The 23772-nt window shown below is 75.2% G+C and carries 22 protein-coding genes; 12 read left to right on the forward strand and 10 right to left on the reverse strand.

What is annotated here, in order from left to right; all coding sequences use genetic code 11:
- Nucleotides 1–2 precede the first annotated feature (2 nt).
- From ABZ495_RS18690 to ABZ495_RS18710, 5 genes are all read left to right on the forward strand, one after another.
- Entirely contained in the window at nt 3–1940 is a 1938-nt protein-coding gene (locus ABZ495_RS18690) for a biotin carboxylase N-terminal domain-containing protein (RefSeq protein WP_359836916.1), read from the forward strand.
- A 110-nt stretch (nt 1941–2050) separates the two neighbouring features.
- A complete protein-coding gene (locus ABZ495_RS18695; RefSeq protein WP_359836918.1) occupies nt 2051–3238 on the forward strand; it encodes an acyl-CoA dehydrogenase family protein in 1188 nt (395 codons plus the stop codon).
- A gap of 355 nt (nt 3239–3593) precedes the next feature.
- Nucleotides 3594–5180: a 4-coumarate--CoA ligase family protein gene (locus ABZ495_RS18700; RefSeq protein ID WP_329486145.1), complete on the forward strand. Its 1587-nt coding sequence runs from the start codon at nt 3594–3596 to the stop codon at nt 5178–5180.
- Between the two features lie 68 nt (nt 5181–5248).
- Nucleotides 5249–5869 carry a TetR/AcrR family transcriptional regulator gene (locus ABZ495_RS18705; RefSeq protein ID WP_329486144.1) on the forward strand — a complete coding sequence of 207 codons (621 nt, stop codon included), beginning with the start codon at nt 5249–5251 and terminating at the stop codon, nt 5867–5869.
- A 150-nt stretch (nt 5870–6019) separates the two neighbouring features.
- Nucleotides 6020–8485, forward strand: coding sequence for a SpoIIE family protein phosphatase (locus ABZ495_RS18710; RefSeq protein ID WP_359836920.1), 2466 nt, complete (start codon nt 6020–6022; stop codon nt 8483–8485).
- 76 nt (nt 8486–8561) lie between these two features.
- On the opposite strand, the gene ABZ495_RS18715 is transcribed toward ABZ495_RS18710, so the two are convergent.
- The 9 genes from ABZ495_RS18715 to ABZ495_RS18755 all read right to left on the reverse strand — a co-directional run bounded on the left by ABZ495_RS18715 (nt 8562) and on the right by ABZ495_RS18755 (nt 16487).
- Complete coding sequence (locus ABZ495_RS18715; protein WP_359836922.1) at nt 8562–10133, reverse strand: MFS transporter; 1572 nt, start codon at nt 10131–10133, stop codon at nt 8562–8564.
- A gap of 65 nt (nt 10134–10198) precedes the next feature.
- A complete protein-coding gene (locus ABZ495_RS18720; RefSeq protein WP_352292334.1) occupies nt 10199–10753 on the reverse strand; it encodes a helix-turn-helix domain-containing protein in 555 nt (184 codons plus the stop codon).
- Between the two features lie 214 nt (nt 10754–10967).
- The gene (locus ABZ495_RS18725) at nt 10968–11360 is read right to left on the reverse strand and encodes a cell division protein SepF (protein ID WP_329486140.1); all 393 of its coding nucleotides are present in this window, start codon (nt 11358–11360) and stop codon (nt 10968–10970) included.
- Nucleotides 11361–11628: 268 nt separating this feature from the next.
- Nucleotides 11629–12159 carry a DinB family protein gene (locus tag ABZ495_RS18730; RefSeq protein ID WP_359836925.1) on the reverse strand — a complete coding sequence of 177 codons (531 nt, stop codon included), beginning with the start codon at nt 12157–12159 and terminating at the stop codon, nt 11629–11631.
- Nucleotides 12160–12250: 91 nt separating this feature from the next.
- A complete protein-coding gene (locus tag ABZ495_RS18735) occupies nt 12251–12985 on the reverse strand; it encodes a VTT domain-containing protein (protein ID WP_359836927.1) in 735 nt (244 codons plus the stop codon).
- Between the two features lie 121 nt (nt 12986–13106).
- Nucleotides 13107–13673: an RICIN domain-containing protein gene (locus tag ABZ495_RS18740; RefSeq protein WP_359836929.1), complete on the reverse strand. Its 567-nt coding sequence runs from the start codon at nt 13671–13673 to the stop codon at nt 13107–13109.
- 43 nt (nt 13674–13716) lie between these two features.
- Complete coding sequence (locus ABZ495_RS18745) at nt 13717–14265, reverse strand: RICIN domain-containing protein (RefSeq protein WP_359836932.1); 549 nt, start codon at nt 14263–14265, stop codon at nt 13717–13719.
- 39 nt (nt 14266–14304) lie between these two features.
- The gene (locus ABZ495_RS18750) at nt 14305–15090 is read right to left on the reverse strand and encodes a dienelactone hydrolase family protein (RefSeq protein ID WP_359836934.1); all 786 of its coding nucleotides are present in this window, start codon (nt 15088–15090) and stop codon (nt 14305–14307) included.
- 122 nt (nt 15091–15212) lie between these two features.
- Complete coding sequence (locus tag ABZ495_RS18755) at nt 15213–16487, reverse strand: MFS transporter (RefSeq protein WP_359836936.1); 1275 nt, start codon at nt 16485–16487, stop codon at nt 15213–15215.
- Between the two features lie 157 nt (nt 16488–16644).
- Between ABZ495_RS18755 and ABZ495_RS18760 the strand changes: the two genes are divergently transcribed.
- From ABZ495_RS18760 to ABZ495_RS18785, 6 genes are all read left to right on the forward strand, one after another.
- The gene (locus tag ABZ495_RS18760) at nt 16645–17838 is read left to right on the forward strand and encodes an ROK family transcriptional regulator (protein WP_359836938.1); all 1194 of its coding nucleotides are present in this window, start codon (nt 16645–16647) and stop codon (nt 17836–17838) included.
- Nucleotides 17839–18033: 195 nt separating this feature from the next.
- Nucleotides 18034–18450, forward strand: coding sequence for a helix-turn-helix transcriptional regulator (locus ABZ495_RS18765; protein WP_329486130.1), 417 nt, complete (start codon nt 18034–18036; stop codon nt 18448–18450).
- A 66-nt stretch (nt 18451–18516) separates the two neighbouring features.
- The gene (locus tag ABZ495_RS18770) at nt 18517–18963 is read left to right on the forward strand and encodes a hypothetical protein (RefSeq protein WP_359836940.1); all 447 of its coding nucleotides are present in this window, start codon (nt 18517–18519) and stop codon (nt 18961–18963) included.
- Nucleotides 18964–18971: 8 nt separating this feature from the next.
- Entirely contained in the window at nt 18972–19697 is a 726-nt protein-coding gene (locus tag ABZ495_RS18775; RefSeq protein ID WP_359836942.1) for a glycerophosphodiester phosphodiesterase, read from the forward strand.
- Nucleotides 19694–20800, forward strand: coding sequence for a winged helix DNA-binding domain-containing protein (locus tag ABZ495_RS18780; protein WP_359836943.1), 1107 nt, complete (start codon nt 19694–19696; stop codon nt 20798–20800). The genes ABZ495_RS18775 and ABZ495_RS18780 overlap by 4 nt, the downstream gene beginning before the upstream one ends.
- A 258-nt stretch (nt 20801–21058) precedes the next feature.
- Complete coding sequence (locus ABZ495_RS18785; protein WP_359836946.1) at nt 21059–22222, forward strand: AI-2E family transporter; 1164 nt, start codon at nt 21059–21061, stop codon at nt 22220–22222.
- Here ABZ495_RS18785 and ABZ495_RS18790 read toward each other — a convergent pair.
- Nucleotides 22213–22785: a hypothetical protein gene (locus ABZ495_RS18790; RefSeq protein WP_359836948.1), complete on the reverse strand. Its 573-nt coding sequence runs from the start codon at nt 22783–22785 to the stop codon at nt 22213–22215. The two genes, ABZ495_RS18785 and ABZ495_RS18790, sit on opposite strands and share 10 nt — an antisense overlap.
- A gap of 90 nt (nt 22786–22875) precedes the next feature.
- On the opposite strand from ABZ495_RS18790, the gene ABZ495_RS18795 reads away from it, so the two are divergent.
- Nucleotides 22876–23760: a virginiamycin B lyase gene (locus ABZ495_RS18795; protein ID WP_359836950.1), complete on the forward strand. Its 885-nt coding sequence runs from the start codon at nt 22876–22878 to the stop codon at nt 23758–23760.
- Nucleotides 23761–23772 lie beyond the last annotated feature (12 nt).

Here is a 23772-nt window from a genome sequence, read left to right on the forward strand (position 1 = left end):
ACGTGATCGCCAACCTGCTGGTCGCCAACCGGGGCGAGATCGCCCGCCGGGTGTTCCGCACCTGCCGGAGCCTCGGCATCGCCACCACCGCCGTCTACGCCGACCCGGACGCCGACGCCCCGCACACCCGGGAGGCCGACGCCGCCGTCCGGCTCCCCGGCGCGGCACCCGCTGACACGTATCTGCGCGGCGACCTGATCGTCAAGGCCGCGCTGGCCGCCGGGGCCGACGCCGTCCACCCCGGCTACGGATTCCTCTCCGAGAACGAGGAGTTCGCGCAGGCGGTGCTCGACGCGGGCCTGACCTGGATCGGCCCGCCCCCGGCCGCGATCGCCGCGATGGGCTCCAAGACCGCTGCGAAGCGCCTGATGGCCGCCGCCGGCGTGCCCGTGCTGGAGGCCCTCACCGACCCCGTCGAGGCCGACCTGCCGCTGCTGGTGAAGGCGGCCGCGGGCGGCGGCGGGCGCGGCATGCGGGTGGTCCACCGGCTGGACGAACTCGCGCCCCGGCTGGCCGAGGCCCGCGCCGAGGCGGCCCGGAGCTTCGGCTCGGACGAGGTGTTCTGCGAGCGCTACCTGCCCACCGGGCGGCACGTCGAGGTCCAGCTGCTCGCCGACACGCACGGCACGGTGTGGGCGGTCGGCGAACGCGACTGCTCGCTGCAGCGCCGCCACCAGAAGGTCATCGAGGAGGCCCCGGCCCCCGGCCTCGGCGAGGAGGTGCGCACCGCGCTGCACGCCGCCGCCGTCGCCGCCGCCCGGGCGATCGGCTACACCGGCGCCGGCACGGCGGAGTTCCTGCTCGCCCCCGACGGCCGGTTCCACTTCCTGGAGATGAACACCCGCCTCCAGGTCGAGCACCCCGTCACCGAGTGCGTCACCGGGCTCGACCTGGTCGCGCTCCAACTGCGCGTCGCCGAGGGCGAACCGCTGCCCGCCCCGGCGCCGCCCGCCCCGCGCGGCCACGCCATCGAGGCCCGCCTCTACGCCGAGGACCCGGCGCGCGACTGGCAGCCGCAGACCGGCACCGTGCACCGTCTCGAACTCCCCGGCATCACCGTCGAGTTCGCTACTGCCGACGGTGACACCGGGCTGCGCCTGGACTCCGGGGTGGCGGCCGGCAGTGTGATCGGCGCGCACTACGACCCGATGCTCGCCAAGGTCGTCGCCTGGGCGCCGACCAGGGCCGCCGCCGCCCGCCGGCTCGCCGACGCGCTCACCCGGGCCCGGATCCACGGGCCGGCCACCAACCGGGACCTGCTCGTCGCGGCGCTGCGCCACCCCGCCTTCCTGGCCGGCCGGGTGCACACCGCCTTCCTGGCCGAGCACGCCGCCGGTCTCGCCCCGGCCTCCGGCGGGGACGCGGCGGCGGCCCTCGCCGCCGCGCTGGCCGACGCCGCCGAACGCCGCGTCGGCTCGGCGCTGCCCTCCGGCTGGCGCAACCTGCCCTCGCAGCCGCAGAGCAAGCGGTACGCCGCCGCCGACGCCACGGTGCACGAGGTCCGCTACCGGTTCGGCCGGGCCGGGCTGGTCGCCGAGGACCACCCGGGCACCACGCTCGTCTCGGCGACGCCCACCCGGGTGGTCCTGGAGACCGACGGCGTCCGCAGCGGCTACGACATCGCGCGCCACGGCGACCGGGTCCACCTGGACAGCCCGGCCGGCGCCACCGTGCTGACCGCGCTGGAGCGCTTCCCCGACCCGGCGGCCCACGTCGATCCGGGGGCCCTGCTCGCCCCGATGCCCGGCACCGTGGCGCGCACCGCCGTCGCGGTCGGCGACACCGTCACCGCGGGCCAGCCGCTGCTCTGGCTGGAGGCGATGAAGATGGAGCACCGGGTCACCGCCCCCGCCGACGGCGTGCTCACCGAACTCCGGGCCGTCCCCGGCCAGCAGGTCGAACTCGGCGCCCTGCTCGCCGTCGTGCAGCCGGCGCCCTGAGGGAGCCTCCCGAGCCCGACTCCCCGAGAAGGCACCCCCGACCCCCTGGGAGAGCACCGACTCCCACCCGATTCCCGTGCCAGCCCCGATCCGCCCGGAAGGACGACCGCATGTCCGCACCGCGCACCACCACCCCCGGCAGCCCGCTGATCGAGAGCCCCGAACGCCAGGCCCTGCGCCGCGCCGTGGCCGACCTCGGCAGCCGCTACGGCTCCGCGTACTACCTGGGCAAGGCCCGGGCCGGCCTGCCCGCCGACGAGCTCTGGGCCGAGGCCGGCAAGGCCGGCTACCTCGGGGTCAACCTGCCCGCCGAGTACGGCGGCGGAGGCGGCGGCATCGCCGACCTCTCCATCGTCCTGGAGGAACTCGGCACCGCCGGCTGCCCGTTGCTGATGCTGATCGTCTCCCCGGCGATCTGCGGCACGGTGATCGCCCGCTACGGCACCGAGCAGCAGAAGCGGCAGTGGCTGCCCGGCCTCGCCGACGGCACCCGGCGGATGGCCTTCGGCATCACCGAGCCGGACGCCGGCTCCAACTCCCACCGGATCTCCACGGTCGCCCGCCGCGACGGTGCGGACTGGCTGCTCACCGGCCGCAAGGTGTTCGTCTCCGGCATCGACCACAGCGACGCCGTGCTGTTCGTCGCCCGCACCGAGGACGCCCGGACCGGCAAGCTCCGGCCCGCGCTCTTCGTCGTCCCGCGCGAGACTGCCGGGTTCGAGTACCGCCCGATACCGATGGAACTCGTCTCCCCCGAGAAGCAGTTCCAGGTCTTCCTGGACGACGTCCGGCTGCCCGCCGACGCCCTGGTCGGCGACGAGAGCGCCGGGCTGCTGCAACTCTTCGCCGGCCTCAACCCCGAGCGGATCATGACCGCCGCCTTCTCGCTCGGCCTGGCCCGCCAGGCCCTCGGCCGGGCCGTCGAGTACGCCAAGGCCCGGACGGTCTGGTCGACCCCGATCGGCGCCCACCAGGGCCTGGCCCACCCGCTCGCCCAGTGCGCGGTGGAGATCGAACTCGCCCGGCTGATGACGCAGAAGGCCGCGCTGCTCTACGACGGCGGCGACGACCTCGCGGCGGGCGAGGCCGCCAACATGGCCAAGTACGCGGCCGGCGAGGCCGCCGCCCGCACCGTCGACCAGGCCGTCCAGACGCTGGGCGGCAACGGCCTGACCCAGGAGTACGGGCTCGGCGCGCTGCTCGCCGCCACCCGGGTCGGCCGGGTCGCCCCGGTCAGCCGGGAGATGGTGCTCAACTTCGTGGCCCAGCACACCCTCGGGCTGCCCAAGTCGTACTGACCCGGGGCCCGGACGGGCGCCCGGCTGGAGCGCTCCGGCGCCGAACTCCAGCGCGACGCCGGCGGCGCGGGCCACCGTCCGTGCGAGGCGGCGGCCCGCCGCCGCCCGCCGCCCGGCACCCCGGCCCGGCGGGCCGCCGGGCGACGTGTGCCCTGGTCGGGAGCGGGCGAGCGGAGCGGACCGGGTGCGCCGGGCACGGCGACCGGCCGGCACGGGATCCCACCGCCCTTCGTCACAATGGAGCAACGCTCCGCCACTGTCCGTATGCTCCTGTGCGCACGCTCGGCCGACCGGCGGGCCGGACCACTCGCCGATCCCCTCGACCGGGCGTCAACTACCCCTTTGGAGGCACGCCTTGGTGTTCCACAGCGAGTTCCCGGACGTCGGCATCGTCGATCTGCCGATCCACGAGGCGGTGCTCGGCTCCGCCGCCCGCTACGGCGACCGGCCGGCCCTGATCGACGGGATCACGGGGGAGTCGGTCAGCCACGCGCGGCTCGCCACGGCCGTCCGCCGGGCGGCCGCCGGGCTGGCCGAGGCCGGCGTGCGCCGGGGCGACGTGGTGGCACTGTTCAGTCCCAACACGATCGCGTACCCGATGGCCTTCTACGGCGCCACCCGGGCCGGGGCCACCGTCACCACGGTGTCCTCCCTCGCCACCCCGGGCGAGCTGGCCGGCCAGCTGGCCGACAGTGGCGCGCGCTGGCTGATCACCGTCTCGCCGTTCCTGGACACCGCCCGGCAGGCCGCCGGGAAGCTCGCCGCCGAGGGCCGGGCGCTCGCCGAGATCATCGTGCTGGACGGCGCCGAGGGCCACCGCTCGCTGGCCGACCTGCTCGCCTCCGGCGGCCCCGACCCCGAGCCGGCGATCGACCCCGGCAGCGACCTCGCCGTCCTCCCCTATTCCAGCGGCACCACCGGCCTGCCCAAGGGCGTGATGCTCACCCACCGCTCGATCGCCACCAACCTCGCCCAGACGGACGCCCTGTACCGGCCGCGGGAGGGGGAGCGGATCCTCGCCGTCCTCCCCTTCTTCCACATCTACGGCCTGGCCGCCCTGCTCAACCAGCCGCTGCGGTGCGGCGCCACCGTCGTCGTCCTGCCGCGCTTCGAGCTGGAGCAGTTCTGCCGCACCATCGAGGAGCAGCGCGTCCAGGCCCTGATCGTGGCACCGCCGATCGCGCTCGCCCTGGCCAGGCACCCGGTGGTCGACCGCTTCGACCTCTCCTCGGTGGAGTACCTGCTCTGCGCGGCCGCCCCGCTGGACCCGGACCTGGCCGCCGCCTGCGCCCGGCGGCTCGGCCTGCCGCACATCCTCCAGGGCTACGGCATGACCGAGCTGTCCCCGGTCTCGCACGTCGTCTCCCCGACCGAGACCGACCCCCCGCCGGGCTCGGTCGGCCGGATGGTGCCCTCGACCGAACTGCGGGTGGTCGCCCTGGACGGCAGCGGAGCCGACCTCGGCCCCGGCGAGCCGGGCGAGCTGCTGCTCCGCGGCCCGCAGGTGATGAAGGGGTACTTCGGCCGGCCCTCCGACACCGCCGCCACCATCGACGCCGACGGCTGGCTGCACACCGGCGACGTCGGCCACGTCGACGGGCGCGGCTACCTGTACGTCGTCGACCGGGTCAAGGAACTGATCAAGTACAAGGGGTACCAGGTCGCCCCCGCCGAGCTGGAGGCCCTGCTGCTCAGCCACCCGCAGATCGCCGACGCCGCGGTGATCGGCGTCGTGGACGCGGACGGCACCGAGTACCCCAAGGCCTTCGTGGTCCGCGCCCCCGGCAGCGCGCTCACCGAGCAGGACGTCACCTCCTTCGTGGCGGCCGAGGTCGCCCCCTACAAGAAGGTGCGGGCGGTGGAGTTCCTGGACGCCGTCCCCAAGTCGGCCGCCGGCAAGATCCTGCGCCGGGAGCTGCGGGCCCGCGAGGCCGCCCGCTGAGGCGGGCGGCGGATCTGCGAGGATCGACCCCGCCCGGACCCCCCCACGGACAGGACCAGTCGCCGCCGATGACCGCCCACCCCGCCGCCCGTACCCCCCAGCAGGACCGCAGCCGCGCCACCCGGCAGCGGCTGCTGGCGGCGGCCGTCGACTGTCTGGCCGAGGTCGGCTGGAACGGCGCCACCGTCTCCGTGGTCGCCGAACGGGCCGGAGTCTCCCGCGGCGCCGCCCAGCACCACTTCCCGACCCGCGAGGACCTCTTCACCGCGGCCGTCGAGCACGTCACCGCCGAGCGGCTGGCAGCCGTCCGCGCCCACGCGGACGAGCTGCCGGCCGCCGGACCGGACCGCACCGTGGCCGTGGTCGACATGATCGTGCGCCTCTACACCGGTCCGCTGTTCCGCGCGGCCCTGCACCTGTGGGTCGCCGCCGCCACCGACGAACCGCTGCGTGCGCGGATCGTCGCACTTGAGGGCAGGGTCGGCCGCGAGGCCCACCGGGCCGCCGTCGAGTTCCTGGACGCCGACGAAAGCCGCCCCGGAGTGCGCGAGACGGTGCAGGCGACCCTCGACATGGCACGCGGTCTCGGACTGGCCGACCTGCTCTCCGACGACAGCGCCAGACGATCCGGAGTGATCCGGCAGTGGGCGGGCCTTCTGGAGGGTACGCTGCGGCCGGTACGCCCATGACGCCCGTACGACAGGTCCGTCCGAGGAACCTCTGACCAAGGGGTCGCCGGGCGGCCGATGTCCGTGCAGTCTGGAGAAGAACCCCGGCCGGCACGGACCACGAGGCCCCGCCCGGCCGGACACGAGCCGAACGCGGGGTGCTGGCTGATCATGCACGGACACGAATGGGACGAGACCGACGCCGCCGGCCCCGCACCGGGCGGAGCCTCCGTACGCCTGGACGGCCATCGCCTCGTCCCGCTCGCCACCGCGCTGCTCCAGGAGGACGGCCTCATCCTCCACTGGAGCGAGGACGCCGAGGCGCTGCTCGGCTTCTCCTCGGAGGAGGCCGTCGGCAGCTACGCCGCCCAGCTGCTCACCGGCCGCACCGACCGTCCCGAGGTGCTCGCCCTGTTCGAGCGCATCATGAGCGGCAAGGGCTGGTCCGGCGTCTTCCCGGTCCGCCACCGCGACGGCCACGTGGTCGAGCTGGAGTTCCGCACCTACCCGATAGCCGGCCCCGGCGGCACCCTGCTGCTGCTCGCCACCGCCTCGGACACCCAGGCCCTGCACCGGGTCGAGGCCGACCTCGCCGTCCTCGACGGGATCTTCGGCCAGTCCCCGATAGGCATGGCCGTCTACGACACCGACCTGCGCTACGTCCGGCTCAACCTGGCGCTGGCCCGGATGAACGGCGTCCCCGTCGAGGACCACCTCGGACGCCGGATCAGCGGCGTCCTGCCCGGCATCAACAGCGCCGAGATCGAACAGACCATGAGACAGGTGCTCACCACCGGCCGTCCCGTGGTCGACGCCCGCTCGCACGGCCGCGTCCCCGGCGACCCGCGCCGCGACCGGGCCTGGTCCGCCTCCTACTTCCGGCTGGAGGACTCCACCGGCCGGGTCTTCGGCGTCTGTTCGTCCATCATCGACGTCACCGAGCGGTTCCAGGCCGAGGCCCGCGCCGCCCGCGCGCAGGAACGCCTCACCACCATCGCCGAGGCCACCGCCCGGATCGGCACCACGCTCGACCTCCAGCGCACCGCGGAGGAGCTGATCGAGGCCGTCGTCCCCCGGTTCGCCGACTTCGCCACCGTCGACCTGCTGGAGCCGGTGCTGCGCGGCGCCGAGCCCGCCGCGATCCCCGAGGACCGCTCCGTCCAGCTGCGCGCCGTGGCCGTCGGCGAGTCCTACGAGTCCGGCCTGGTCCACGCCGTCGACACCGTCGGCGACGTCTCCGAGTACGCCCCCGACCGCAGCTACACCCAGTGCCTGCGCAGCGGCCGCCCGCTGCTGCGCGCCCAGGTGGACGAGGACGTGCTGCGCGGCCTGGTCGCCACCGAGGAGCGGGTCGCACCGGGCATCGGCGCCGGCATCCACTCGTACCTGATGGTGCCGCTGACCGCCCGGGGCATGGTGCTCGGCGGCTCCGAGTTCATCCGGATGCGCAACCCCGAGCCGTTCACCGACGCCGATGTCGCGCTCGCCGAGGAACTGGTCGCCCGCACCGCGATCGCGATCGACAACGCCCGGCTCTACCGGCGCGAGCGCGAGACCGCGCTGACCCTCCAGCGCAGCCTGCTCCCGCAGGAGATCCACCGCACGCTCGGCCTGGAGATCGCCTACCGGTACCTGCCCAGCAGCATGACCAGCGAGGTCGGCGGCGACTGGTTCGACGTCGTCCCGCTCTCCTGCGGCCGGGTCGCGCTGGTGGTCGGCGACGTGATGGGCCACGGCATCCGGGCCGCCGCCACGATGGGCCAGCTGCGTACCGTCGCCCGGACCCTGGCCACCCTGGACATGCCGCCCGAGCAGGTGCTGACCCGGCTGGACGAGACCGCCTCGGGGATCGGCGAGGGCCAGTTCGCCACCTGCATCTGCGCCGTCTACGACCCGCTGGAGCGGACCGTGCAGGTGGCCTCGGCGGGCCATCTGCCCCCGGTCTCGGTCGCGCCGGACGGCACCGCCCGCCGGATCGACGTGCCGCCCGGCGCCCCGCTCGGGGTCGGCGGCGTGGCCTTCGAGTCGATCGGCTTCACCCTCCCCGAGGGCGGCCTGCTGGCCCTCTACACCGACGGCCTGGTCGAGCGGCGCGGCCAGGACCTCGACGACGGCATCGACCTGCTCGCCCGCACGCTCTCCGGCCCCGGCCGCACCCTGGAGGAGAACTGCGACGCCGTCCTCGGCGCGCTGGTCACCGACGGCACCGACGACGACATCGCGATGATCATGGCCCGGGTGCTGCCGCTGCCCTCGGACCGGATCGCCACCCTCTCGCTCACCGGCGGCGGCCGGCTGCCCGGCACGGCCCGCCGCTTCACCCGCGCGACCCTGGACGGCTGGGGCCTGTCCGCGCTCTCCGACTACGCGGAGCTGCTGGTCAGCGAGCTGGTCACGAACGCCCTGCTCTACTCCGACACCCCGCGCCGGCTCCGGCTCTTCCGCGACCGGGTGCTCACCCTGGAGGTCGCCGACTCCGGCGGCCAGACGCCGCAGCTGCGCCCGTTCGCCGAGCAGGACGAGGGCGGCCGCGGGATGTTCCTGGTCAACGAGCTGGCCCAGCGCTGGGGCAGCCGCCTGACCAGGGACGGCAAGGTGGTCTGGGCGGAGCTGGAGCTGCCGTTCGGCACCGGTTGAGCGCACCGACGCGCGGGACCTCGCACCCCGGGGAGGGGTGCGAGGTCCCGCGCGCGGCCCGGGGTCAGGCCCGGGGTCAGTGCGCCGCCTTCTCGCGGTCGGGCTGCCGCGCCGCCGCCTCGGCCCGCTCCTGGTCGGCGGCCTTCGGCAGGCCCCGCAGCAGGCGCCAGGCGAGCGCCGAGGCGGCCAGCAGCAGCCCGCCGGCCAGGATCGCGGCGATGTTCATGCCGTGCACGAAGGAGTCGCGGGCGCTGTCCAGCAGCGGACCGGCCAGCGTCTGCGGCAGACCGTGCGCCACCTCGACCGCGCCGCCGAGCGACTCGCCGGCCTGGGTGGCGGCGGCCTGGCCCGCCGCGGCCGGCACGGTCAGCCCGCTCGCGTAGAGCGAGCCGACCACCGAGCCCACCAGGGCGATGCCGAGCGCCGTCCCCAGCTCGTAGGCCGTCTCGGAGACCGCCGAGGCGGCGCCGGACTTGTCGGCCGGCGCGGCGCCCAGCACCAGGTCGGCGCCGAGCGTGTAGACCACGCCCTCGGCGGTGCCGACGATCAGGAAGGCCGCGGCGAGCACCAGGTAGGTGGAGTCCTGCTGCACCCAGCCGAGCAGGCCGATGCCGGTGCCCATGGCCAGCAGGCCCAGCGTCAGGGTGGCCCGGGCTCCCGCCCGCCGCGCCAGCCGAGCGGTCAGCAGACCGCCGACCACGGCTCCGGCGAAGGCCGGCAGCTCGGCCAGACCGGCCTTGAGCGGCTCGTAGCCGCGCACCAGCTGCAGGTACTGCGAGGTCACGAAGACCACGCCGGAGAGCCCGACCAGCGCGGTGAGCGAGGCCAGCACCGCCGCGGTGAAGCGCCGGTCCGAGAAGAGCCGGACGTCCAGCAGCGGGGTGGTCAGGCGCAGCTGGCGGCGGACGAAGACGGTCAGTGCGGCGGCGCCCAGCACGGCCGCGACCGGGACGTCCCAGCGCGCCACGCCGTGGGCGGCGGCCTCCTTGATCGCGTAGACCGCGGCGATCACTCCGGTCAGCGAGAGCACCACGGACAGCACGTCCCAGCGGCCCGGCTTCGGGTCCTTGGACTCCGGCAGCAGCCAGGCCCCGAAGACCAGCAGCAGCACCAGGACGGGGATGTTCAGCAGGAACACCGAGCCCCACCAGAAGTGCTCCAGCAGCACCCCGCCGACCACCGGTCCGAGCGCGGCGCCGGCGGTGGCGGCCGCGCCCCAGATGCCGATCGCGGTGGCCCGCTCGCGGTCGTCCGGGAAGAGGCTGCGGATCAGCGACAGGGTGGACGGCATGATGGTCGCCCCGGCCACGCCGAGCAGCGCGCGGGCCAGGATCAGCCAGCCGGCGCTGGGCGCGTAGGCGGCCAGCAGCGAGGCGGCGCCGAACGCGGTGGAGCCGGCCAGCAGCAGCTTCTTGCGGCCGATCCGGTCGCTCAGCGAACCCATGCTGACCAGCAGGCCGGCCAGCACGAAGGAGTAGGCGTCGCCGATCCAGAGCAGCTGCGTGCCGCTGGGGCGCAGCGTCTCGCTGATCGACGGTATCGCGAGGGACAGGACGGTCGCGTCGACGGCGACCAGGGTCACGGCCAGGACGAGGACGGCTAGGCCGATCCAGCGCTGGCGGGGGCGGGTGAGGACGGTGCTGCTCATGGGTATCGGTTTCCGGCCGCTGGTGCGGGCCTGTGGTCCGAGGTGCTGTGGGTGGGGTGGAGGGCTCAGTGCGGCCGCGGCGGTCGCAGCGCGCCGCCGAGGAAGAGCTCGGCGAGCGAGAAGGCGCCGTCCCGGGGGGCGAGCCGGCCGTCCTGGACGGCCCAGCCGACGCCGGCCACCAGGTCGAAGAAGGCCTCGCTGAGCCAGCCGGCGGAGAGCTCGACGCGGAACACGCCCTGCTGCTGGCCGCGCAGGAAGAGCGCCTGCAGCCGGCTGATCTGGGCGTCCCAGAGCTCGTTGATGTCCTCGTCGTCGTACAGCTGGTTCTCGCCGGCCAGGAAGGCGCAGAGCGCGGCGTCCGGCACGATCCGGTCGACCAGGCGGCGCAGCGCGGCGTGCGCGTCGCCGTCCTCGACGGCGGCCGCGTCCAGGGCGGCGCCGAAGGTGCGCAGGCCGAGCAGGCCGACCTCGCGGATCAGCGCCTCGCGGCCGGGGAAGAGCCGGTGCAGCGTGGCGCGGCTGATGCCCGCGGCCCGGGCGATCTCGTCCAGATGGGCGGTCGGGCGGCGGGAGAGCACGCCCACGGCGGCTTCGAGGACGGAGTCGCGGTCGGTGGCCATGGGGCGAGTCTACGCCAAATGAGACTTCTGTGTCTCAATCTTTTCTTATATGCCTCAGTCGAGGCCCCGGTGTCGTGGCGGGGTCCGTGGGGCCGGTGGGGCTGGTGGGGCACGGAGCCAGTGGGGCCGGGCCCGGTGGGCGTCCGGGCATGCAAAACCGGGGACGGCGGTGGCCGTCCCCGGTCGCGGGTCTGGTGCCGGCGATCGCTGCCGGTCAGCTCTGGTTGTAGAACCCGGTCTCGTCCAGCGGTCGGTCGATGACCATCACCTCGACGTCCGCCGGCGTGAGCAGGAACACCCGGCGGGCGATCCGCTCGATCCCGCCGCAGGTGCCGAAGATCAGCCCGGAGGCGAAGTCGACCATGCGCTTGGCCTCGGCCTCGTCCATCTCGGTGAGGTCCATGACCACCGGGATGCTCGCCCGGATGTGCTCGCCGACCGTTCGCGCGGCCTCGAAGCCCGTCGGCCGCAGGGAGACGATCTTCGTGGGAGCCGGGGAGGACGGTACCGTCTCCTGCTCGATCCACTCGTCGTCGTACACCGCGGCCGGGTAGTTCCCGGAGGGCATCAGCCACCCGTTGTGGTGCTCGTCGCGAAGTGCTCCCATGCCGCGCCTCCCTGCCTCGTTCCGTACAGGTCCCCCGGTGCGCGTGTCCTTTTGACACGTCATCCACTCGTCGGAACTGTCCGAGTATCGCACTGATCACCGGTCCCGTGCCCGCTCGCGACCCCCGTACGAGTCGTGCCGCGCCGGAAACCCGGGCGAACCCGGGCAACAGTTGCGACGCAGCGGAACGGCGGACGGTTGCGCGCGTAGACCATATCGGTCGTGGTCACCGCCGAATTGACCTTCTGTCAACGATGTGGGAACGATTTCACTCGCCGGTGACGCCGTCGACCAATTCGCGCAGCAGATCCGCGTGACCGTTGTGCCGGGCGTACTCCTCGATCATGTGGACCAGGATCCAGCGGAGCGTCACCTCCCGTCCCTGGCGCGGTCGCTTGCCGACCGTCTCCGGCGGCAGGCCCTCGCAGGCGGCCCGGGCGGCCGTGATCTGCCCCTGCCAGGTGGCGAAGTCCTCCGCGGCGTCGGCGGAGTCGACGAAGTCGAAGTCGCCGTCCGGGTGCTGCTCGGTCCAGTAGAGGCCCGCGCTGCCGGGCTCCTCGCCGAGCAGGATGATCCGGAACCAGTAGCGCTCGACCTCCGCCATGTGCCGGACCAGGCCGAGCAGCGAGAGCGAGGACGGCGGGACGGCGCGCAGCCGCAGTTGGTCGGCGCCCAGCCCCTCGCACTTGCGGGCGAGGGTGGCGCGGTGGAACTCCAGCCACGCGGTGAGCATCGCCGTCTCGTCCGCCGCGAACGGGGGCTCGGGCCGGTCGACGGCGGGGATCGGGTCGTTGGTCATGGCGCCATCCTGGCGCACCCGGTGGGGCCGGGGCGACCGAATAGTCGCCGGGCGCGCCGGGCGGTCCGGGCCGCCGGCCGGGCTGTCCGGCTCAGGCCTGCGGGACGCGGCGGCGGGCGGCGGCCCGCCACACCGACACCAGGCTGCCGACGGCCAGGACGGCGATCGCGCCGGCCGACAGCAGGAAGGCGGCCGAACCCGGCTCCCCGGCGCTGGCCGCGGCCGTGACGTACACCGCCGTGGTCGGTACCACGCCGATCGCGGTGGCGGTCAGGAACGGCAGGAACCGCACGCCGGAGAACGCGGCGCCGTAGTTGCCGGCCTGGAACGGCAGCCCGGGCAGCAGGCGCAGCAGCAGCACGCTGCGGAACCCCTGCTCGGTGAACCGCCGGTCCAGCGCGGTCAGCAGGCGTCCGCGCAGATAGGGGCGGAGGGCGTCGCGGCCGAGCAGCCGGCCCAGGGCGAAGGCCGCCGCCGCGCCCAGGGTGGTGCCGAGCACGGCCAGCAGGATGCCCTGCTGGATGCCGAGCAGCAGCCCCGCCGCCGCGTTGAGCGCCGGGCGGGGCACGAAGGCCAGCGTGCCGACCGCGTAGACCGCGGTGAACGCGGGTGCCAGCCAGTACCCCGGCACCCCGGCCGGGAGCCCGTCGGAGAGCAGCGTCGACGGGCTCCAGAGCAGCAGCGAGCCGGCCGCCGCGGCGAGGATCACCACCAGCAGGGCGAACCGCGGCCAGGGCGCGCGCAGCCGCGACGCGGGCCGGGGCGGCGTCGGGTCGGGCGTCGGCGGGGGCGCGGGCGATGCGGGTGCGGGTGCGGGTGCGGGCACCGCCCGAGCCTAACCGGACGGCCCGGCGCTCCGGGCGGTGGGTTCACCCCGGTGACCCCCTTCGGTGACGCCCCCGGTCACCGGGCGGCCCGGAGGCGGGGGCTTCTGACGCGGCCGCCGGTCAGCTGTGCGTGCCGTGCTGGGCGGGGGAGTAGATCCAGGCCTGGTTGAAGCCGTAGTTGCGCTCCCACTGGATGATCGGGGTGCCGTCGGCGGGGTTGGTCCCGGGGAGGTCCAGCACGAGGCCGCTGCTGCGGTTGGTCAGCGAGCGGATGCCGCTGTGGTGGACGACGGTCTCCGACCAGATCTGGTTGAGCCCGCCGTTGCAGTCCCACTGGTCGGCCTGGACGCCCCAGGCGGTGCTGAAGCCGGGGATCTCCAGGCACTTGCCGCTGTGGACGTTGACGAGCTGGTTCGCGTCGGTCCAGGCCCACTTCTGGTTGTCGCCGCCGGTGCAGGTCCACTGGCGGATCGGGGCGCCGTCGTCGGTGCGCCAGTCGGTGACCTCCAGGCACTTGTTGGTGATGGCGTTGCGGACCTCGGTCGGGCTGGTCACGACGACCGGGACGGAGGCCTGCGCCGTGGTCGGGACGGCGGCGGTGAGCACGCCGGCCGCGGCGAGCGCCGCGGTGGCCGCGCCGAGGCGCTGGAGCGGGGTGCGGAGCTGAGCGGTGCGGAGCGCGGTCATCGGATCCCCCTGGTGTCGGGTGGTCGGGCGGGCTTCGGCATGGTCAGTGGTGCGGTCCGGGCGGGAACGGCGAGTAGTACCAGACCTGGTTGTCCGCCCCGTTGAGGCCCCACTGGATCACCGGCGCGCCGTCGGCGGTGCTGCCACCGGCCACGTCGAGGTAGCGGCCGCTGTGGGCGTTGACGAGGTGGCGGAGCCCGCTGTGCAGCCGGCTCGCGTCGCTCCAGACCTGGTTCGCGCCGCCGTTGCAGGTCCACTGGCCGACCGCGGTGCCGGGTTCGCCGCTGTACCCCGGGATCTCCAGGCACTTGCCGCTGTGGACGTTGACGAGCTGGTTCGCGTCGGTCCAGGCCCACTTCTGGTTGTCGCCGCCGGTGCAGGTCCACTGGCGGACCGGGGCGCCGTCGTCGGTGCGCCAGTCGGCCGCCTCCAGGCACTTGTAGGTGGCGAGGTTCCCGATCTGGAAGGGGGCGGAGGTCGCCGCCCGGGCCGGGCCGGCCGGTGCGGCGGCCGCCAGGGCGCCGCCGAGGGCGAGGGTGACGACGGCGGCGGCGGAGCCGACGCGTCGCTTGCTGCTGGTTCGGCCGGTCATGAGTCCCCCGAGCTGTGGACGTGACGGTCGCCGGCCGGGTCAGGCCGCTCCGGACGGGCCCGGGGCGGCGGCGAAGGCCAGCAGGCGCAGCCAGGACTCCCTGGCCGCGTCGGTGTGTTCGACGGCGCCCAGTTCGAAAAAGTTGTGCGGCGCCTGAGGAAAAGTCATGAACTCGTGTGAACAGCCGGCTGCCGTGAGGGCCGCGTCGAAGGCGGCGACCGTCTCGGCGGGGATGTGCTCGTCGGCGCCGCCCCAGAAGGCGAGCACGGGGGCGGTCAGGCCGGGGGCGAGCTGGGTGGGGCCGGGGGCGCCGTTAATGGCGTCGGGGTAGCCGTAGTAGCCGATCACACCGGCGAGGCCGAACCGGGGGGCGGCGGCCCGGAACGCCTGGCGGCCGCCGAAGCAGAAGCCCAGGGCGACGACCTCGGTGACGCCGGTCGCGCGCAGCCGGCCGATGCCCGCGGTGAGGTCGGCGTCGAGGCCGTCCGGGGTGAGGGCGAGCAGGTGCGGCAGCAGGTGCGGGAGCTCGCCGAATTCCGGCCCGCGCTCCCGCGGCCCGGCGCCGGCGGTGCGCCCGTAGTAATCGACGGCGAGTGCCGGGTGGCCCTGTTCGGCGAGCCGGACGGCGGTCGCCCGGTAGAAATCGGAAAGGCCCCGGTTGTCCGGCAGGACGAGTACGCCGCGGCCGGTCGGCCGGACCGGCCGGGCCAGGAAGGCGGCGAATTCCGTGCCGTCGCCGGAAACGAGGGTGAGATCGGCGGATTCGGCCAGGGCGCTGCCGGCGGCGGTGAAGGCGGGGGGCGCGGAGTCGGCGTCGTAGCACACGGGAGAATTCCTCCACTGGTCGCGGAACTGCCGGATGCTCCATGCATCCGGCAGTCGGCGATATTAGCGAAGAATTCAATTGTGCGGGGCCACTATATCGCCCGACAATTACCTTGGCAAGGCTATTTCGAGGACGGTGCGATCACATTCTCGGTGGCCCGCTTCCCGGTGGTCGGCGGGTGGTCGGTGGCCGCCGCCCCGGCGCCCGGCTCGGCCCGGCGCAGGGCGCCGGCGCTCAGCAGCAGGGCGAAGGCGAGCGCCGCGACCACGCCGAAGGAGACGGTGAGCGAGGTGGCCTGGGCGAGCGCCCCGATGATGGCCGGCGCCACCAGGCCCGAGGTGTAGGTGACCGTCGCGACGCCGGCGATGGCCTGGCTCGGGTTGGTACCGATCCGGCCGGCGGCCGCGAAGGCGAGCGGGACGACGACGGCGATGCCGATGCCGAGCAGCGCGAACCCCGCGATGGCCGGGGCCGGGCTGTCGGCGAGGACCACCAGGACGCCGCCCGTGGTGGCGACCGCGCCGCTGATCCTGGTCGCCCGCACGGCGCCCAGGCGGCGGATCGCCGCGTCGCCCGCCAGCCGGCTGGCGGCCATGGTGAGCGCGAACGCGGTGTACGAGGCGGCCGCGACGGTGGCCGAGGCGCCGGTGACGTCCTTGAGGTAGACGCCGCTCCAGTCCATCGAGGCGCCCTCGGCGAACACCGCGCAGAAGCCCACCAGGCCGATCACGAGCGAGCTGCGCGGCGGCAGGGCGAAGCGCGGCGGGGCCTCGTCCTCCTCGGCCGCCCGCAGGTCGGGCAGGCCCCGGCAGACCGGCTGGGCCAGGCAGAGGAGCACCACGGCGGTGACGGCCAGCTGGAGCCGGGCGTCGAGGTCCTGGTGGGCGGCGAGGATGCCGAAGGCCGAGGCCACCAGCCCGCCCGCGCTCCACATCCCGTGCAGTCCGGACATGATCGAGCGGCCCAGCCGCTGTTCGACCTCCACGCCCTGGGCGTTCATCGCCACGTCCGCCATGCCCGCCGTCGCACCGTAGACGAGCAGGAACAGGCAGAGCAGCGGCAGCGAGGGGGCGAGGGCGGGGAGGGTGAGCGCCAGGCACCAGATCGACAGCAGCCCGCGCACCGCGGCCCGGCCCCCGTAGCGGTGGACGAACCGGCCGGCCAGCGGCATCGCGAGGGAGGAGCCGATGGCCGGCATCACCAGGGCGAGCCCGAGCTGGCCGGGGGAGAGGTCCAGCCGGTCCTGGAGCCAGGGGATGCGGGTGACGAAGGTGCCGCCGACCGCGCCGTGCACGGCGAAGACCAGCGCGATGCTCGCCCTGGCGCGGCGCGGGTGCGCCAGGGGCCCGGCGGCCGGCCGGCCGTGGGGTGGTCCTGTGGTCAGGCTGTCGGTCATCCGGTGTTCCCTCCCGGCCGCGCCGTGGCGCGACGGTGCCCTGTGGGTGGTTCCTGTTGAGTGATGCCCGCCATCGCGTGGTTCGTGCGCGGGTGTCGTCGTCCGATAAATTATCAGGAAGGGACCCTGATAGAAACACTCTGGAAGGATGACGCCCATGACCACCGTGCGTACGGCCACGCCGAGCACCGCCCGGGCGATCAACGACCGGCTGGCGCTCGACCTGCTGCTCGACCAGGGGCCACTGACCGCCACCGAGCTCCGCGACCTCACCGGGCTCTCCCGCCCCACCGTCGCCGACCTGCTGGAACGACTGCAGCGGACCGGCCTGGTCGCCGTGGTCGGCGAGCGCGGCGAGCAGCGGCGCGGCCCCAACGCCCGGCTGTACGCGCTGGTCGCCTCGCGCGCCCACCTCGCCGCGATCGACGTCCGGGCGGGCGGGGTCAGCCTGGTCGTCGCCGACCTGACCGGGCACACCCTGGCCTCTGCCGAGCTGGCGGTCGAGGGCCGGGGCGACGCCGGTACGGCGGAACGGATCGTCCACACCCTGCGCGAGACCGCGGGCCGGGCCGGGGTGGACCGGCTGCACACCGTCGCCGTCGGCGCCCCCGGGCTGGTCGCCCCCGCCACCGGCCGGCTCTACAGCACCGGTGCGCTGCCGAGCTGGCACGCCGAACTGCTCACCGCCCTGGAGGCACTGCCCGGCACCGAGGTGATCCTGGAGAACGAGGTCAACCTGGCCGGCCGCGCCGAGTACCGGATCGGCGTCGCCCGGGGGCAGCAGACCTTCGTCCTGATCTGGCTCGGCCACAGCGTCGGTGCCGCGGTGATCCTCGACGGGCGGCTGCGCCGCGGCGCCTCCGGCGGCACCGGCGAGATCTGCTTCCTGCCCGTCCCCGGCACCGCGGGCCTGCCCAGCGCCGCCGGGTGCGAGGGCGGGTTCCACGGCCTGGTCGGCAGCGCGGCGGTCTGCGGCCTCGCCCGCGCCCACGGTCTGCCCGCCGGCCCGGCCGACGACGCCGCGGCCGCCGAGGCCGCCGTCCGGACGGCGCTCGGCGCGTGCGGCGAGGGCGAGCCGGGCGGGCCGTTCCTGGACGAGCTGGCCGAGCGGATCGCGGTCGGCGCCTCGGCGGTCTGCGTCGTCCTCGACCCGGGCTGTGTCGTCCTCGGCGGCGAGGTCGGCCGGGCCGGCGGGGCCGAACTCGCCGGCCGGGTCGAACGCCGCCTGGCCGGGCTCTCCCCGCTGCGCACCGAGGTCCGGGCCGGTACGGCGGGCGGCGGCGCGGTGCTCGCCGGCGCCGTCCTCACCGCCGGCGACGCCGTCCGGCGCGACCTCTTCGGCGAGCCCTAGGCGCACCGGACCGGGCGCGGGGGCGGCCCCGGCGGGCGTACGGTGCTCCGCTTGGCCGGGCGGGCGGCCGGTACGGCAGGATGGCGGGGGCGGCCGGACCAGCGCCGCCGCCCCGCCGGGAAGCCGGACGGGGTGTCACACGTGACACCGCACGTGCCACCGGACGTGCTACCGAACCACCGTCAGGAGTCGCACATGGGCCAGTCCGACGCGCCGGTCAACCCGTACCGGATCGGCGAGGCCGCGGCGATGCTCGGCGTGAGTTCGGACACCATGCGGCGCTGGGTGGACGCCGGCCGGGTCGCCGCCGAGCGGGACGAGCACGGCCACCGGATCATCCCCGGCGCCCAGTTGGCCGCCTTCGCCCGGGAGCTCGCCCGGCCCGAGAACGCCGAGGCCGAGGGGCGGCCGTCCTCGGCCCGCAACCGGTTCCCCGGCATCGTCACCGATGTGGTGCTCGGTGACGTGGCCGCGCAGGTCGAGATCCAGGCCGGGCCGTTCCGGGTGGTCTCGCTGATCAGCCGGGAGTCGGCGGAGGAGCTCCGGCTGGTGCCCGGAGCGCCCGCGACGGCGGTCATCAAGTCGACCAATGTGATGGTCGAACTGCGCTGACCACCCGCCCGGGGAGAGCCGGGCGAGCGCACAGCCGAACCCCGCCGACGAGAGGACCGCCACTCGATGCCCCACCCGCCGCTGCCGTCCACCCAGAGCGCCGTGTTCGCGGTCGAGGCGATGGCCGCCCGGCACGGCCGCGAGGTGCGCGCCTCCCACGACATCGGGCGCGACCAGACCTTCGCCGGACTGGTCGGCGGCCACGACCGCGCCGAAGGACTCGACGCGATCCCGCACGAGGCCCTGCTGGAGATCACCGGCCGCCCCGGGCTCACCGTGCGGCTCTTCGTCCACGACGAGGCGGTCGTCACCGTCGAGGACATCGCCTTCGACGTACCGCGCGACAGCGTGCCCGCCTTCCTCGACGCGGTCTGGAACGGGCTGGTCCACGTGAAGCAGCGGACCTTCCCGCCGTCCTGCACGCTGATCGTCACCGTGCCGGGCGAGCCGAGCTACCGCGAGTCCGTCACCCACCAGTACCTGTCCCCGTGGCTCGCGGGGCTGATCCGATGAGGGCCCCGATGAACCCCACCGCCGGCTCCAACGCCACCCGTCGCCCGGTGCTCGCCGTCGCTCACCGGGGCGACCCGTACCGGTACCGCGAAAACACCCTGCCCTCCGTCGAGTCCGCGCTGGCCGCCGGCGCCGACGCGGTGGAGGTCGACGTCCGGCTCACCCGCGACGGCGTGCCCGTCCTGCTGCACGACGCGACCCTCGAACGGCTCTGGGGCGATCCCCGCGCCCTCCGCCGGGTCACCCTCGACCAGCTCGACGAGCTGCGCGACGGAGACCTCGCCGTGCCCACGCTCGCCGAGGCGCTCAAGGCCGCGGCCGCCTCCCCGGCCGCCCGGCTGCTGATCGACCTGGACGACCCGCACCCCGTCGCCGCCGCCTGGGAGGCCGTCACCGGACTCGGCGCCGAGCACCGGGTCGGCTTCTGCGGCCCCGCCACCGCGATGCTCGCCGTCCGCGCGCTCGCCCCCCACGCCGAGATCGCGCTGACCTGGAAGCAGCCGCGACTGCCCGCCCGCGCCCTGCTGGACGACCTGCGCCCGCGCTACCTCAACCCGCCGTTCGGCCTGGCCACCGCCGAGTTCACCGCCGCCGCCCACGGCGCCGGCCTCGCCGTCTCCACCTGGACCGCGGACCTGCGCCGCACCATGCGCCGGCTGCGCGCCGCCGGGGTGGACTCGATCACCAGCAACCGGATCGGCTTGCTGCGCGACGTGCTGGACGGCCGCCGGTGACCGGACCGCCCGTCCTCAGGGCCCGCGCGCTCGGCCGCGCCCTGCTGGCCCGTCAGCACCTGCTCGCCCGCAGCGCCATGACGCCGGCCGCGATGGTCGGCCACCTGGGCGGGCTGCAGGCCCAGGCCGTGCCGCAGCCGCCCTACCTGGGGCTGCTCAGCCGGCTGGAGGGCTTCACGCCCGACCTGCTCGACGACCTGTTCCAGCGGCGCGAGGTGGTCCGGATCGCCCTCCACCGCGGCACCATCCACCTGGTGACGGCGGACGACTGCCGGACGCTGCGCCCGCTCGTCCAGCCGGTGCTCGACCAGGGCCTGCGCTCCGCCTACGGCAAGCGGCTCGCCGGGCTGGACCTCACCGCGCTCGCCGACGAGGCGCGGGTGCTGCTGGAGGAGCGGCCGCTGACCTTCCAGCAGCTCGGCGGGGTGCTCGCCGCCGGCCGGCCCGACCGCGACCCCGCCGCCCTGGCCCAGGCCGCGCGCTGCCTGCTGCCGCTCGTCCAGGTGCCGCCGCGCGGCCTCTGGGGCCGGAGCGGGGCGGCGGCGCACACCACCGCCGAGTCCTGGCTGGGCCGGTCCTTGGACCGGGCGCCCTCGCTGGACGCGCTGGCCCTGCGCTACCTCGCCGCCTTCGGGCCGGCGACCGTCGCCGACCTGCAGAAGTGGTGCGGGCTCAGCCGGCTGGGCGCGGTGCTGAAGCGGCTCGCGCCGGAGCTGGTCACCTTCCGCGACGAGCACGGCCGGCTGCTGTACGACCTGCCGGGGGCGCCCCGGCCCGACCCGGCCGTCCCGGCGCCCGTCCGGTTGCTGGCGCCCTTCGACAACCTGCTGCTCTCGCACGCCGACCGCACCCGGGTACTGCCCGAGGAGTACCGGCCGCGGGTGATGACGCAGAACGGCATCGTGCTCGGGACGGTGCTGGTCGACGGCCTGGTCGCCGGGAGCTGGCAGCTGACCGAGGGCCCGGCCGGTGAGCGGGCGGTGGCGGTCCGTCCGTTCGCGGCGCTCGGCCGGGATGACCGGCGGGCGGCGGAGGCGGAGGCCGAGCGGGTGCTGGCCTTCGCCGGCGGGGGCGGGGCGGTCCGCTTCGAGGAGGCCGGGTAGGTCCGGCGTTCGACCGGGCCACAGGGGTGCGAGGCGCCGTTCCCGATGGGGTGAGGCTCCGCGATTCCTCCGGGCCCGGCCGGGCCGGGCCCGGTTGAATCGGCTCTGCCGGTGGTCGGCGACGGGCGTGGACGTCCGGAAGCCCGATCCCGCCGTGCGGTCGCGCCGGGCACGCCAGGGGTCGGACATAACGGGCGATCGGTCAGATCATCTGCTGAGATGGGGAAATTGGACCGGTCGAGCCAGGCGGAGGTGGACATGGCGGGGGAGCTTCCGCCCGACAGGGCTCCCGGCGAGCGGTGGGCGGACCACCGCAGGCCCTATCTGATGCTGCCGCCCCCGGTCCGGGCGGCGGCCGCCTGGTCGGTCGCGGTCATCCTCCTGATCACCGTCGCTTCGCTGGTCGTCTTCGCCCTGGTCGAACTGCGCGCGGCGACCGTGCCGGTCATCCTGGCGCTGCTCGGCACCTCGCTGCTCTACCCCGTGATGCCGTGGCTGGTCCGCCGCGGGCTCGGCCGCGGCGCCGCCGCCGGGCTGACCTGCGCCCTCCTGGTCGCCGCCGTCGGCGGGGTGATCGCCCTGCTGGTCAACTCGCTGGTGCACAGCGCCCCGCAGATCGCCGAGTCGCTCCAGGAGGCCGGGGACCGGCTCGCCGACTGGCTCGGACCGGTCGGCGAGAAGATCCGCCACGCGCTGGACAACGCCTCGGGCGAGACCAGCTCGCTGATCTCCACGGTGACCAACGGCGTGCTCTCCGGCCTCGGCCTCGCCACCCAGATCCTCACCGGCGCCGTGCTGGCGCTCGCCCTGGTCTTCTTCTTCCTCCGCGACGGTCACCGCACCCCGGAGGCGCTCCGCGCGCACCTCCCGGGCGGCGGCGCCGAGACGGTCGTCGCCTGCGCGGACCGGGCGTTCGAGGCGATGGCCGGCTTCATGCGGGGCACCACCCTGATCGCCCTGATCGACGCCTTCTTCATCACCGTCGGCCTGCTCGTGCTCGACATCCCCGGGGCGCCCGGGCTCGGCGCGCTGGTGTTCATGGGCGCGTACATCCCGTTCGTCGGGGCCTTCCTCTCCGGGACGGTCGCCGTCCTGGTCGCGCTGGCCGACGGGGGGCTGGGGACGGCGCTCTGGGCGCTCGGCATCGTCCTCGCCGTCCAGGTCGTCGAGGGGAACATCCTCCAGCCCGTGATCCAGAGCCGCACCGTCGAGCTGCACCCGGCCACCATCATGGTCGCCGTGGTGGCGGGTGCCGGAATCGCGGGCATCCTGGGGGCGCTGCTGGCCGTCCCGATCTGCGCCGCCGGGGTGGGCGTGGTCTCCGTCCTGCGCGGCACCGCGGACCCCGTCGGCCGCGGCCTGCGCGGGGCGGCTCCGGCCGGCGCGGGCGGGGACGCCGGCGGGGGCTCGGGTCAGGAGTAGGCCACCGGGCAGCCGCGCCGGAGCGCGTGCTCGGCCGCCCGCAGGTAGACCGCGGTGTAGTAGGCGGCGTCCAGGTCCTCGCTCCAGGGGCCGGGGGCGGTGGCGGCCGCGACGGCCGCCGGGCCGTCGAACCAGCGGCCCAGGTCGAGGCCGTCGCAGTGCTCGGGTATCCCGGCGGGCAGCGCGAGCCGGTCGGCGAGGCGCCGGGCGGCGGCGAGCGCCCGCCGGGCGCCGCCGACCGTCGTCGGGTCGTCGTCCTCCGACCGCGCCGGCAGGACCACGGAGTCGGCGAGGTCGACCGGCAGCAGCACCTCCCAGCCGAGCAGCGCCTCGTGGGTGTCGTCGGACCGCGCCCGGCAGAGCCGGTCGAAGCTGCCGATCGGACGGTGGAGCTTCTCCTCGAACCGGGTGCCGGGGCGCCGCCCGGCCCGGACGGGCTCCGGACAGACGAACGGCGCCAGGCCGCGCCGGCCCAGCTCGGCGTCGACCGCCCCGGCCACCGGCCCGAGCACCTCCTCGTCGCGCCAGTCGTCGGCGGCCACGCTCACCAGGTAGATCCCCATGGCCCAGGACGATAGACGACGCCACCGACAACGGCCGGTGACGGCGTGACAGCATGGAGACGATCACGTCGCGACAGTCGAGGAGCGGGGATGCGCGGGGAGTTCGAGCGGTTCCGGGTGGCGGACGGGAAGGCCGGTCCGTACGGCATCACGGTGGGGCCGGACGGCGGTGTCTGGTTCACGCTGGTGCACGCCGGGGAGATCGGGCGGCTGGCGGCGGACGGGTCGGTGCGGCGGTTCGGGACGGGCTCCGCGGGGTCCGGACCGTCGGTGATCACGACCGGGCCGGACGGCGCGCTCTGGTACGCGCGGATGCGGGACCACCGGATCGGACGGATCGGCACCGACGGCCGGGAGCGGTCGTTCGGGCTGCCGACCGAGGCCGCCGGGCCGTACGGGATCGCGGCCGGCCCGGACGGCGCGCTCTGGTTCACCGAGCTGAACGCGGACCGGATCGGACGGATCACCCTGGACGGCCGGGTGACGGAGTACCCGCTGCCGGTGACCGGCGCCTTCCCGTCGATGATCACGGCCGGGGCGGACGGCGCGCTCTGGTTCACCCTCAACCAGGCCGGGGCCGTCGGCCGGATCACCGTCGACGGCGAGATCACCGTCCACCCGCTGCCGACCGAGGGGGCCGCGCCCGTCGGCATCGCCGCCGGTGGCGACGGTGCGCTCTGGTTCGCCGAGATCGGCGCCGGCCAGGTCGGCCGGATCACGGTGGACGGCCGGGTGACGGAGCATCCGCTGCCCGACCGGGCCGCCCGGCCGCACGCCGTCGCGGCCGCCCCCGACGGCCGGCTCTGGTTCACCGAGTGGGCCGGCAACCGGCTCGGCTCGCTCACCGCCGACGGCCACTACGCCGGGTACGAGCTGCCGGTGCCGGCCGCCGAACCGCACGGCATCGCGGTGGCTCCGGACGGCGCGGTGTACGCGGCCCTGGAACTCGGCGAGATCGTCCGGCTCACTCCCTGAGCCGGGGGCCGG

It is taken from the genome of Kitasatospora sp. NPDC005748 (genome assembly GCF_040630735.1).
Taxonomy (GTDB): domain Bacteria; phylum Actinomycetota; class Actinomycetes; order Streptomycetales; family Streptomycetaceae; genus Kitasatospora.